This is a genomic window from Mesorhizobium sp. M7A.F.Ca.CA.002.15.2.1 (genome assembly GCF_003998715.1).
Classification (GTDB): domain Bacteria; phylum Pseudomonadota; class Alphaproteobacteria; order Rhizobiales; family Rhizobiaceae; genus Mesorhizobium; species Mesorhizobium ciceri.
In genome coordinates, this window is the sequence record NZ_RZPI01000082.1 from 1 (window position 1) to 12,152 (window position 12,152).

Here is a 12,152-nt window from a genome sequence, read left to right on the forward strand (position 1 = left end):
CTCTACGGCACCGATGCCATCCCCGAAACGGATGGCGCCGAAAAGGGCAAAGCCTTCAATCCGGCACGCGGCGCCAAGGTCGTCGCCTGGACGAAGACCTTTCTCGACGAGGCTGCCCCGCTCACGTCCGGCAAATGGGCCGGCGTCAATGGCCTGTCGCTGGCGCAGGGTGCCTTGCGGCTGAGCGCCGGCGCCGGCTCGACGACGCTGGCCGACCCCAGGCAATTCGTCGGCTATCGCGGCGATGCCGCCAATCCCGATGCCGTGCTGCTTGTGCGCAACGGCCTGCACATCGAGATCGTGATCGACCGCAACAACCAGATCGGCCGCACCGATCCGGCGGGCATCGCCGATGTCATCCTGGAATCGGCGCTGACCACCATCCAGGACTGCGAGGATTCGGTCGCGGCGGTGGATGCGCCAGACAAGGTCGTCGTCTACCGCAACTGGCTCGGCCTGATGAAGGGTGACCTAGCGGAAGAGATCACCAAGGGCGGCAAGAGTTTTGTCCGCAAGCTCAATCCCGACCGCGCCTACACCGCGCCCGCCGGCGGCACGCTGACCGTGCCCGGCCGCTCGCTGATGCTGGTCAGGAATGTCGGCCACCTGATGACCAGCCCGGCGATCCTCGACCGCGACGGCAATGAGGTTCCGGAAGGCATCATGGATGCGGCGATGACGGCGCTGATCGCGTTGCACGATGTCGGGCCGAACGGCCGCCGCGCCAATTCCCGCGCCGGCTCGATGTATGTCGTGAAACCCAAGATGCATGGGCCCGACGAAGTCGCCTTCGCCGTCGAGATATTCGACCGCGTCGAGGCCCTGCTCGGCATGGCGAAAAATACCATCAAGATGGGCATCATGGATGAGGAGCGGCGCACCACCGTCAACCTCAAGGAGGCAATCCGCGCCGCAAAGGAGCGCGTCGTGTTCATCAACACCGGCTTTCTCGACCGCACCGGCGACGAGATCCACACCTCGATGGAAGCCGGCCCGATGATCCGCAAGGGCGACATGAAGCAGGCCGCCTGGATTTCCGCCTACGAGGCGTGGAATGTCGACACCGGGCTGGAATGCGGGCTGGCCGGCCACGCCCAGATCGGCAAGGGCATGTGGGCGATGCCGGATCTGATGGCTGCGATGCTGGTGGAGAAGATCGTCCACCCCAAGGCCGGCGCCAACACCGCCTGGGTGCCGTCGCCGACGGCGGCGACGCTGCATGCCACGCACTATCACAAGGTCGATGTTCACGCCGTGCAGGCGGCGCTGAAGAACCGGCCGAAGGCCAGGCTCGACGACATCCTGTCGGTGCCCGTTGCCGTGCGGCCGAACTGGTCGCCCGAGGATATCCAGAAGGAACTCGACAACAACGCGCAGGGCATTCTTGGCTATGTCGTGCGCTGGATCGACCAGGGCGTCGGCTGCTCGAAAGTGCCTGACATCAACGATGTCGGCCTGATGGAAGACCGCGCCACGCTGCGTATTTCCTCACAGCACATCGCCAACTGGCTGCACCACGGCGTGTGCAGCGAGGACCAGGTGATGGCGACGATGAAGCGCATGGCTGACATCGTCGACCGCCAGAACGAGGGCGACCCGCTCTACGAGCCGATGGCGGCCGACTTTGACAAGTCGATAGCCTTCCTCGCCGCCTGCGACCTGGTATTCAAGGGCCGCGCCCAGCCCAACGGCTACACCGAGCCGGTGTTGCACGCGCGGCGGCTGGAACTGAAGGCGCAGCAGGGCTGAAGAGGCCAGTCCCTGCCGTGAATGGGGCGGCAGGTCTTCGGCCTGACTTCCTCCGGAGGTGAGGCGTCAGGAAGCTGTATGGTCCAGGAGCCGGATGGTGGGATCGCGACGGTGTTCGGAGTTGACCCTATCGACGCCTTCCACCGTAATCGCGATCGTCCCGTTTTCCACTCTTGCTATCCAGCCCTTCGCTTTTAGATACCAGAGATGAAACTCGAGATGCTCTCGCGGACAGTCTGACAGGCGTTCGAGCTCCACATCCCCGATCCCGGGATTGCTGACGTCGTGCCGGCGCTTCGCGTAAAGCAGCGACAGCAGCCTGGCCTGGATCACGACATCCCGCTCGATGCCTTTGCTGTTGCTGGCTTCCTCGGTCAATTCGCGGCGAAGGCCGGCATGGTCCCTATACGCGATGTCGTATTGAGCGCGTTTGACCGGATCCTTGAGCGTGTTGTGGGCTTCCACGATTTCACTGAAGCGGGCTTCATCGCCGGTTTCGCGATTGTCGGGATGATAGCGCATCGCAAAATAGCGAAATATGCGCTCCAGCGTTTCCGAGTTGGCGTTCGGGCTGACTTCCAAAACTTCGTAGTAGTCAACGAACATAGCGGACTCCCCGACCGCAATCATATTCACATTATCTAAATAAGGAATTCCCAATGCGGAGACCAAGACTTTGGTCCGATGCGATGACGTCCACGCCCCCGAAGACGGAGAAACGGCCGGCGCCCGGTCGGTGGGGGCCGTTGGGTGGTGAGGACGTCGACCAAGCGGACAATCAGGTCCGCCGCAGTGCGGAGATGGCCGATTCGTCGGATGACGGTTATGGCGTGATTGCGGAAGGTGGTGTGGCAGAGTCGGCTTGTCGGGCGGCGAGTGATCTACGCCGCCTGCGCCACCCGCTCCGAGCTCATGCGGTAGGAAATCGCTTCGGCCAGATGGATGCGGCCGACGGTTTCGCTGGCGTCGAGATCGGCGAGTGTCCGCGCCACCTTCAGCACCCGGTGATAGGCTCGCGCCGAAAAGGCGAGCTTTTCGCTGGCGTCCTTGAGCAGCGACAGGCCGGCGGCGTCCGGCATGGCGATCTCCTCGATGACCGAGGGCGCGCAATGCGCGTTGGTGGTGGCGCGGGTGGCGCCGAGCCGCTCGAAGCGCTCGCGCTGGATGGTGCGGGCGCGTGCCACGCGCATCGCCACATCGGCACTTTTCTCCGCCCGGTCGGGCCGGATCAGGTCGCTGGCCGAGACCGCCGGCACTTCGATCCTGAGATCGATGCGGTCGAGCAGCGGGCCCGAAATGCGCGCCTGATAGTCGGTGCGGCAGCGCTCGCCGCGCAGGCAGCGATAACCAGGCTCGCCGGCCATGCCGCAGCGGCACGGGTTCATCGCGGCCACCAGCTGGATACGCGCTGGATAGGTGACGCGATGGTTGGCCCGCGCGATCATGCAGTCGCCGGTCTCCAACGGCTGGCGCAGCGCATCGAGCGTCTGCGGCGTGAACTCGGGAAACTCGTCGAGGAACAGCACGCCGTGATGGGCCAGCGACACCTCGCCCGGCCGCGCGCGGATGCCGCCGCCGACCATCGCCGCCATCGAGGCCGAGTGGTGCGGCGCGCGGAACGGCCGCCGGTCAGTCAATTTGCCTTCGCCGAGCTCTCCCGCCACCGACGCGATCATCGAGACTTCGAGCAATTCCTTCGGCGCCAGCGGCGGCAGGATCGACGGCAGCCGCTGCGCCAGCATCGATTTGCCCGAGCCCGGCGGGCCGATCATGAGAAGATTATGCCCGCCGGCGGCCGCCACTTCCAGCGCCCGCTTGGCGGTCTCCTGGCCCTTGATGTCGGCGAGGTCGGGCAAATCCAGCGCGGCGGCGTGGATGCCGGCCTCGGGGCGCGACAGCACCTGCGTGCCGCGAAAATGATTGGCGATGGCAATCAGGCTGCGCGGTGCCAGAATGTCGAAATCCTTTCCAGCCCAGGCCGCCTCAGGTCCGCAGGCGAACGGGCAGATCAGGCCTTTGCCCTCGGCATTGGCGGCGATCGCCGCCGGCAAGGCGCCGGCGACCGCGGCAATCGTGCCGTCGAGCGACAATTCTCCAAGTACGACATAGCCGGCCAGCATGTCGCCCGGAATGGCGCCAAGGGCAGCCATCAGGCCAAGCGCGATCGGCAGGTCGTAGTGACTGCCTTCCTTCGGCAGGTCGGCCGGCGCCAGATTGACCGTGACCTTCTTCGACGGCATCGACAGGCCTGAAGCATGCAGTGCGGCCTGCACCCGCTCGCGGCTTTCGGCCACCGCCTTGTCGCCCAGGCCGACGATGTGCATGTTGACCTTGCCGGGCGCGATCATCACCTGCACATCGACCGGCACGGCCTCGATGCCCTGGAAAGCGACCGTGCGAACCCGCGCCACCATTTCTTTGCCCCCAGGCCACAACCCACGCGATGGCCAAGAAATGGCCCCACGGGCAGACAATCACAAATCCTCGGTCAAATCAAGAACATTACGGGAACATGTGAGCGCGTGGGTTGCAGCCGAATTGAGCGCGGTTGCAAAAACGGAACATGGTTAAGACAAAATGAAAACGGCTTACCCGCGCTTGTCCTCGACCGCGTCCCAGAACAGGCTGGCGATGTCGGCGCCGCCGAAGCGTTTGACCTCGCGCACGCCGGTCGGCGAGGTGACATTGATCTCGGTCATGTAGTCACCGATGACGTCGATGCCGACCAGGATGAAGCCACGCTCCTTCAGCGACGGCCCGATGCGGGCGCAGATCTCGCGTTCGCGCGCCGTCAGCTCGGTCTTTTCGGCGCGGCCGCCGACATGCATATTGGAGCGGGAATCATGTTCGGCGGGCACCCGGTTGATGGCGCCGACCGGCTCGCCGTCGATCAGGATGATGCGCTTGTCGCCCTTGCGCACGTCCTTGAGATAGCGCTGCACGATATAGGGTTCGCGAAACATCTGGCCGAACATTTCCAGCAGCGAGGCCAGGTTGCGGTCGCCCTCCAGCAGATGGAAGATGCCGGCGCCGCCATTGCCGTAGAGCGGCTTGACGATGATGTCGCCGAACTCCTTGCGGAAGGCGGCAACTTCGAGTGGATCCTTGGTGATCAGCGTGTCCGGCATCAGGTCGGCAAATTCGGTGACGAAGATCTTTTCCGGGCTGTTGCGCACCCAGGCCGGGTCGTTGACCACGAGCGTCTTCGGGTGGATGCGCTCCAGGATGTGCGTGGTGGTGATGTAGTTCATGTCGAAGGGCGGATCCTGGCGCAGCAGGACGACGTCCATCTCCGACAGATCGGTGCGCACCTTCTCGCCCAGCGAATAGTGGCTGCCTTTCTCGTCGCGCACCTGCATCTCCTCAATGCGGGCAAACACCTTGCCGTCGCGCAACGACAGCCGATCCGGCGTGTAGTGGAACAGCTCATGGCCACGCCGCTGCGCTTCCAGCGACAGCGCGAACGAGGTGTCGCCGGCGATCGACACGGTGGAGATGTGGTCCATCTGGACGGCGATTTTCAGCTTCATGGCGGGTCTCCGGCGGCTCTGATGGGCGACTGTCCTGCCTGTACAGGCTCACTGCCCGTCTGCCAATCGCGACCTTTTGAAGATTGGCATCAGCAAGTCGCAAGCTCGGCCCTGCCGGTCATTCCGTGACAGGAGCCAGGCTGCGCGTCCTCGTTGTTCCTTGAGCCCGAATGCACACCTCACATCGATCCTTCGAAACAGGTCGCGGTTGCCCATGGAAAATCGATTTCGCGATACGTTTCCTAAAGGGTTTGCTGCCAGTCTGAAAATAAATTCCGAAGTCACAAAACAGGGACACCGATGCAAACTTCGTTTGGCACCGGTCAGGCAAACAGGGAGAGCACGGATCTGGCATTCACCGATCCGTTGACCGGGCTTGGCAACCATCGCCGCTTCTTCGACAAGGTCGATCGGCTGATCGCCGACCGAGCCGACGATCCCGCGCCCTTTACCGTCGGGATTCTCGACCTCGACGGCTTCAAGCCGATCAACGATCTGTTCGGCCACAAGGCCGGCGACGACATCCTGATCCAGGTCGCGATGCGGCTGCGCGCCTCTATGGACGGCTATTCCACGGTCTGCCGCATCGGCGCCGACGAATTTGCTTTTCTCTATCCGATGGTATTCAGCGAGGACGCTGCGGCCGAAAAGTCGCGCATGCTGATCGAGATCCTGTCGGCGCCCTACGATGTCGGCGAACGCACCGCCAGGCTTTCGGCCTCGGTCGGCTGCTCGTTGTTCTATTCGGGCGACGAGACCACGGAAATCCTCATCAACAAGGCAGAGACGGCACTCTACCACGCCAAGCGTTCCGGCCGTGGCCGCGTCGTCGTCTACACCCGTGAGATGGAAGAAGCGGCCAAGCGCGTCACCCGCATCGAACAGGCGCTGCGCCGGGCTGTCTCGGCCGGCGAAGTGGAGCCGCATTTCCAACCCATCGTCGATCTCGCCACGCGCCGCACCATCGGCTTCGAGACGCTGGCGCGCTGGACCGACCGCGACCTGGGTTCCGTGCCGCCGACCGTCTTCATTCCCATCGCCGAGGAGCGCGGCATCATCGGCCCGTTGTCGCAGCTGGTGCTGCGCAAGGCGACGGAGGCCGCCAGAAGCTGGCCGAAGGACCTGTTCCTGTCGTTCAACCTGTCACCCTCGCAGCTCGTCGACCAGAACACCGGCCTGCACATACTGGCGATCCTCGACCGCACCGGCTTCGATCCGCGCCGGCTGGAGATCGAGATCACCGAGACCGGCCTGATGAACGACCCGGCCTCGGCCGCGCAGATCGTCGAGGATCTGCGCCGCGTCGGCATCCGCGTCTCGCTAGACGATTTCGGCACCGGCCAGTCCTCGCTCGGCCGCTTGCGCGAATTCCATTTCGACAAGCTCAAGATCGATCGCGCCTTCGTCTCCTCCATTCTCGACGACAGGCCGTCGGAACACATCATCCGCGCTATCCTCGCAATGTGCGAAGGGCTCGGCATGGACGTCGTCGCCGAAGGAATCGAGCAGGAAGCGCAGGCCGATCGCCTGGTCCAGTTTGGCTGCGCCGGCGGACAGGGCTATCTGTTCGGCAAGCCGGTCGATGCCGACGCCACGCTCGGCTATCTCCGCGATTCCTTCCGCGGCGCCCTGCGCGCCAAGGCGATCTGACCGGCGGTCCTCCGAGATCCCCAACCCCGACGGTGCTGCCGTGCGCATCCGGTGCGGCGCATTGTCGTTTTGTCTGACATAAGCCCTGAAATTCGGCGGTTCGCCCTTGCCCGCGCGCCTTGCGTGGCTAGGATGCGCGCCGATCACGCTACGGCGCCGCGCGTCTTTCAAGACGCGCAAAGGACGCTGTAGCATTTAACATTTGCGCATGATCCCTTTCCGAAAATCGATCCGATTTTCGGGGTCATGCGCTGGGAGACAACAACGATGATGCCATCGGCGCATTTTGCCGACCTCGAAGGAGCCTCGGTGCTGATCACCGGCGGCGGCTCCGGAATTGGCGCGGCACTGACCGAGGGTTTTGTGCGCCAGGGCGCCAATGTCGCCTTCATCGACATCGCCGACGGCCCAAGCACAGCTCTTGCCGACCGCATCGAGAAAGAATTCGGCCGCCGGCCGCTCTACCTCAAGACCGATTTGCGCGATGTCGAGGCCCTGCGGGCGTCCGCCGCGAAGGCTGCCGAGGCGCACGGCGATGTCACCGTGCTGGTCAACAATGCGGCCTGGGACGAACGCCACGCCGTCGAAGACGTGACGGTCGAGTTCTGGGACAACAACCAAGCCATTAATCTGAGGCCGCATTTCTTCACCGCGCAAGCGGTGGCGCCGGGCATGAAGCGGGCCGGCGGCGGCTCGATCATCAACTTCACCTCGACGTCCTATCTGATCAACCACCCCGACATGCCCTCCTACACGGCCGCCAAGGCCGGTATCCTCGGTCTGACCAAGGGGCTGGCCGGCAAGCTCGGTGTGGACGGCATCCGCGTCAACGCCATCGCACCCGGCTGGGTGATCACCGAGCGGCAGAAGGAGCTCTGGGTGACCGAACAGGGGCTTGCCGCCCATGTCGCCAAGCAGTGCATAAAACAGGTGATGCAGCCCGACGACATCGTCGGCACGGTGCTGTTCCTGGCCTCGGACGCTTCGCGCATGCTGACGGCGCAGATGCTGATCGTCGATGGAGGTTTCCTGTGAGCCAAGCCGGCAACGCACCGGCGGTCGCCGCCGTCGACTGGGGCACGACCCGCATGCGGGTCTGGCTGATCGACGGGCAAGGCAAGATGCTTGCCGAACGCCGCGGCGATGACGGCCTGATCACCGCGCAGCAAAAGGGCTTTTCGACCATCCTCGAAGGGCATCTGGCGGCGATGGGAGCACCAGCGGCGCTGCCCGTCATCATCTGCGGCATGGCCGGGTCCCGCCAGGGCTGGCTCGAAGCGCCCTATGTCACCGTGCCGGCGCCGCTTACCGCCATCCTTGCGGGCGCCGCCAGCGTGCCCGGACAGAGCCGTGACATCCGCATCGTTCCGGGTCTGGCCCAGCGGCTGACTGACGCGCCCGACGTCATGCGCGGCGAGGAAACCCAGCTTGCCGGCGCCGGCCTGCCGGCCAGGGGGCGCCAGTTGGTCTGCATGCCCGGCACCCATTCGAAATGGGTGCTGGTCGAGGATGGCGCCGTTACCGGCTTCGGCACCTGGCCGACCGGCGAGCTGTTTTCCGTGCTTGCCGCGCACTCGATCCTGCGCCATTCGCTCGGCGAACATCCGAAGCCCGTCACATCGGACAATCCGTTCTTCCGCCGCTGGTGCGAAACCGCATTGGGCGAAGGCGGCGATATCACCTCGCGACTGTTTTCGATCCGGGCCGCCGGCCTGCTGCAGGATCTGAAAGCCGACGATGCCGCCGCCTGCCTGTCCGGCCTTTTGATCGGCGGCGAGATCGCCTCCGCCAGCCGCCGGCATGGCGCCGGCGCCGAACCCGTGGTGCTGATTGCCTCCGGCGCGCTGGCCGCACTCTACCAGGCCGCACTTGGGCTTGCTGGGCTTGAGCTCCGGGCCGTCGACGCCGACGAGGCAGTGCGTGCCGGTCTCGTCGAGGCGGCGCGCGAGAACGGCATGATCGCCAGAATTGGAGTTGCCCGATGAGCCAGACCGCACCGTTTCCAAAACTCAAGCGCGGCCTGGTTGCCATCCTTCGCGGGCTCAAGCCCACCGAGGCGATGGCCATGGGCCAGGCGCTGTTCGACGCCGGCATCGAGGCGATCGAAGTGCCGCTGAACTCACCGCAACCGTTCTCGTCGATCGCCCGCATCGTCCAAGTGCTGCCGAAAACGGCGCTGGTCGGCGCCGGCACGGTGCTGACGCCGGCCGATGTCGATGGCTTGCACCAGGCCGGAGGGCGGCTGCTGGTCAGTCCCAACATCGATGCCGAGGTGATGGCGCGCGCCATGCATTACGGCATGGTGACGATGCCCGGCGTGTTCACGCCGACCGAAGCCTTCCTGGCGATCAAACTCGGCGCCTCGGCCCTGAAATTCTTCCCGGCGAGCGTGCTGGGCACCGGCGGCATTTCCGCGATGCGCGCGGTGTTGCCGGCGCAGACATTGGTCGGCGCCGTCGGCGGTGTCTCTGAAAAAGATTTTGCCGGCTACAAGGCTGCCGGCGTGACCGCCTTTGGTCTGGGCTCCAGCCTGTTCAAGCCGGGCATGAGCGTCGACGAGGTGGCCGCGCGTGCGCACGCTGCCGTCGCGGCCTGGGATGCGGTGTTCGGAGAAGCAGGATGAGCGAAGCGATCGTTTCGGTTTTTTCCGATCACGTCTGCCAGCTCGGCGAGGGGCCGAGCTACGATCCCGCCACCGATACGCTCTACTGGTTTGACATCGTCAACAGCCAGCTTCTGGAAAAGCGGCTGTCCGGCGGCGCGACCACCGTCCATGAGCTTGGCCAAATGGCGAGCGCCATCGCCGTCATCGACGACAAGCGCCAGCTGATCGCCGCCGAGACCGGCCTTTATGTCCGCGATGTCGCGACCGGCAAGCTGACGCTGCACACGCCTGTCGAGGCCGACAATCCGGTCACGCGCTCCAACGATTCCCGCGTCCATCCCTGTGGTGCCCTGTGGATGGGCACCATGGGCAAGGGCGAGGAAAAAGGCGCGGGTTCGATCTACTGGTTTTTCAAGGGCGAACTGCGCCAGCTGTTTTCGGACATCACCGTCTCCAATTCGATCTGTTTTACCGAGGATGGGGCGATCGCTTACTACACCGACACCTCGACCGGGATGCTGATGCGCGTCGCCTGCGACCCGGCGACCGGTCTGCCTGCCGGTGAGCCCAAGCTGTTCGTCGACCACCGCTCGGCCAAGGGCTATGTCGACGGGTCGGTGCTCGACCGCGACGGCATCCTGTGGAACGCCGTCTGGGGCGGCAGCGTCATCGAAGCCTACGGACCCGACGGCAAGCTCGTCCGCACGGTCGCCATGCCGGTGACGCAGCCATCCTGCCCAGCCTTCGTCGGCGCCAAGGCCGACCGGCTGGCGGTCACCTCCGCCTGGTCGGGCAAGGATGAGAAGCAGCGTCTGCTGGATCTGCAGGGCGGCATGACCTTTCTGCTCGATATTCCCGTCAACGGCCGCTTCGAGCCGCGCGTGCTGATCGCCTGATCGAACTGGATTCTACGGTCGGACGGTGCGTTGTCACGCCACCGCCCGCACCGTGTCGGTTTCGCGAGAGCCTGACGTCTCGACCATGCGATGGTAGGTGATCGTACCGCCGGGAATCGTTCATCTCATGCCAAGCCGTAAGCCGAAACTGATACTCATCCATGAGCCGGAAAAGGCTTGTTTCGACCGCCTGGTCGCCGACGGCCATGCGCCGCAGCGCGCAACCGAAATCGCGTCCTATCTGGCGCAGTCGACCGATCTCGCTCCTGAATTCGACGTGCTTGGCCGTGCCTGCCAGGCACGCGGCCTGTCGTTCGCGCCGGTGGGGCTCGACGACGCTGCCAGCGTGCTCGCCGGCGAGCATCCCAGCACAACGCTGGTCTGGACGCTGACCGACGGCATCGCCTATTTCCGCGGCGGCGCGGCGCCCGCTTTGGCGCGACTGGGCGGTTTCAAGACAATCGGCGCCGACGATGCGCTGTTCGCGCTCTGCCAGGACAAGTTCCGCTCCGGCGCCGTGCTCGGCGCGCTCGGCCTGCCGGTGCCACAGGCTGGGCTCGCGCGTGACGGCCAATGGCTGGTCGAGCCGCCGGCCTCGCCCGCCGGCTGGTTCGTCAAGCCCAACCGGCTCGGCGCCAAGATCGGCATCTGGCTGGAGTCGCGCTGCAGCGATCTCGCCCACGCTTTGGAGCTCAGCCGGCGCGTCTTTTCGGCCTATCGCGACGATGTCGTCGTCCAGCCCTACGTCGCCGGCCGCAACGTGCGCGCCAGTTTCCTTAGCCTGATGCCGGGCGCGGGAGTCGAAGTGCTTGGCGTGGCCTTTGTCGATTCAGGCGCCGATTTCCAGACCATGGCCGACAGCCTGGCGCTCTACGGCGACACTGGCGAGGCAGCGAAAGCGGCGGGACATTACGCCGAGCCGGAGCTCGTCGCGGTCGCCGACAGCCAGCCGGCCGCCGACGCCAGGATTCGTGCGATCGCCGGGCGGCTGATGAGCGGGCTCGGCCTGCGCGACGTGTTTTCCATCGATCTCAGGGTCGAGGCCGACGACACCGTCCACCTCATCGAGTTCGAGGTCTGCCCCGGCCTGCCCTGCTTCGATTTCCGCGCCTATTGCCGCCAGCAATGGGGCCTCGAGCTTGCCGATGCCATAGCCGAGACAGCGGCGAGCCGGCTGATCGGCCAAGAGCATCGGGCCTGAAGGCGCGACGGCAGATCGCGGGCCGACGGCGGACGCGTTTCACTACGGCATTCGCTCGACCGCCTGCAAGGCGGGATCCATCTTGTCCCAGGCATGGCCGTGGCTCGTGTAGGTCACCATCTGCGGGCTGAACTGTTCCGGATCGTCGAGGCTGGCCGCATGGACCGCTATGAATTCCGGCATGGCGACGGATATCAGAAAGACCGGCGTTCCGCAGGTTGGACAGAAGGTGTGGATTTTTTCATTGCCGCTGGCGCCCGCCACGCGCCAGGTGCTCACCTCCCCGGTAATGGCCATATCGGTGCGCTGGCCGAAGGTCAGGTAGGATCCGTGGCCGGTGCCTGAGCGCTTCTGGCAATCGCTGCATTGGCAGTGGTTCTGGAAGATAGGCTCGTCATTGGTCTCGTAACGGATCGCGCCGCATGCGCAGCCGCCGGTATAGCGCTTGGTCATTATCGTTCTCCACGGGTCTGATTCTGCTCGAGGTCGCAACATCAGGCCGATTTCGGCTTGGCGAAAAT

At 64.9% G+C, this 12,152-nt stretch carries 11 protein-coding genes; 7 read left to right on the forward strand and 4 right to left on the reverse strand.

Features of this window, described 5'->3' with window-relative positions; translation table 11 throughout:
- Window positions 1–1,749 (forward strand): malate synthase G (locus ENZ74_RS07585; RefSeq protein ID WP_127312717.1); only part of this gene is annotated, 1,749 nt, incomplete at its 5' end.
- Between the two features lie 66 nt (window positions 1,750–1,815).
- Here ENZ74_RS07585 and ENZ74_RS07590 read toward each other — a convergent pair.
- The 3 genes from ENZ74_RS07590 to gshB all read right to left on the reverse strand — a co-directional run bounded on the left by ENZ74_RS07590 (window position 1,816) and on the right by gshB (window position 5,279).
- Window positions 1,816–2,355, reverse strand: a complete 540-nt coding sequence (locus ENZ74_RS07590) for a J domain-containing protein (protein ID WP_013528603.1) — start codon at window positions 2,353–2,355, stop codon at window positions 1,816–1,818.
- A gap of 275 nt (window positions 2,356–2,630) precedes the next feature.
- Window positions 2,631–4,163: a YifB family Mg chelatase-like AAA ATPase gene (locus ENZ74_RS07595; RefSeq protein WP_024502165.1), complete on the reverse strand. Its 1,533-nt coding sequence runs from the start codon at window positions 4,161–4,163 to the stop codon at window positions 2,631–2,633.
- 174 nt (window positions 4,164–4,337) lie between these two features.
- On the reverse strand, window positions 4,338–5,279 hold the full coding sequence (gshB, locus tag ENZ74_RS07600; protein WP_013528601.1) for a glutathione synthase: 942 nt from the start codon (window positions 5,277–5,279) through the stop codon (window positions 4,338–4,340).
- Between the two features lie 300 nt (window positions 5,280–5,579).
- Here gshB and ENZ74_RS07605 point away from each other — a divergent pair, with 300 nt between their 5' ends.
- The 6 genes from ENZ74_RS07605 (at window position 5,580) to ENZ74_RS07630 (ending at window position 11,631) form a co-directional block, all read left to right on the forward strand.
- On the forward strand, window positions 5,580–6,929 hold the full coding sequence (locus ENZ74_RS07605) for an EAL domain-containing protein (protein ID WP_013528600.1): 1,350 nt from the start codon (window positions 5,580–5,582) through the stop codon (window positions 6,927–6,929).
- A gap of 267 nt (window positions 6,930–7,196) precedes the next feature.
- Window positions 7,197–7,964, forward strand: a complete 768-nt coding sequence (locus ENZ74_RS07610; protein WP_063169668.1) for an SDR family oxidoreductase — start codon at window positions 7,197–7,199, stop codon at window positions 7,962–7,964.
- On the forward strand, window positions 7,961–8,914 hold the full coding sequence (locus tag ENZ74_RS07615; RefSeq protein WP_063169669.1) for a 2-dehydro-3-deoxygalactonokinase: 954 nt from the start codon (window positions 7,961–7,963) through the stop codon (window positions 8,912–8,914). Before ENZ74_RS07610 ends, ENZ74_RS07615 begins: the two co-directional genes overlap by 4 nt.
- Complete coding sequence (locus ENZ74_RS07620; RefSeq protein ID WP_063169670.1) at window positions 8,911–9,552, forward strand: 2-dehydro-3-deoxy-6-phosphogalactonate aldolase; 642 nt, start codon at window positions 8,911–8,913, stop codon at window positions 9,550–9,552. Before ENZ74_RS07615 ends, ENZ74_RS07620 begins: the two co-directional genes overlap by 4 nt.
- Window positions 9,549–10,430 carry an SMP-30/gluconolactonase/LRE family protein gene (locus tag ENZ74_RS07625; RefSeq protein ID WP_063169671.1) on the forward strand — a complete coding sequence of 294 codons (882 nt, stop codon included), beginning with the start codon at window positions 9,549–9,551 and terminating at the stop codon, window positions 10,428–10,430. Before ENZ74_RS07620 ends, ENZ74_RS07625 begins: the two co-directional genes overlap by 4 nt.
- Window positions 10,431–10,557: 127 nt before the next feature.
- Complete coding sequence (locus ENZ74_RS07630) at window positions 10,558–11,631, forward strand: D-alanine:D-lactate ligase-like protein (RefSeq protein ID WP_063169672.1); 1,074 nt, start codon at window positions 10,558–10,560, stop codon at window positions 11,629–11,631.
- A gap of 42 nt (window positions 11,632–11,673) precedes the next feature.
- Here ENZ74_RS07630 and ENZ74_RS07635 read toward each other — a convergent pair whose 3' ends face one another.
- The gene (locus tag ENZ74_RS07635; RefSeq protein WP_063169673.1) at window positions 11,674–12,084 is read right to left on the reverse strand and encodes a GFA family protein; all 411 of its coding nucleotides are present in this window, start codon (window positions 12,082–12,084) and stop codon (window positions 11,674–11,676) included.
- Between the last annotated feature and the right edge of the window lie 68 nt (window positions 12,085–12,152).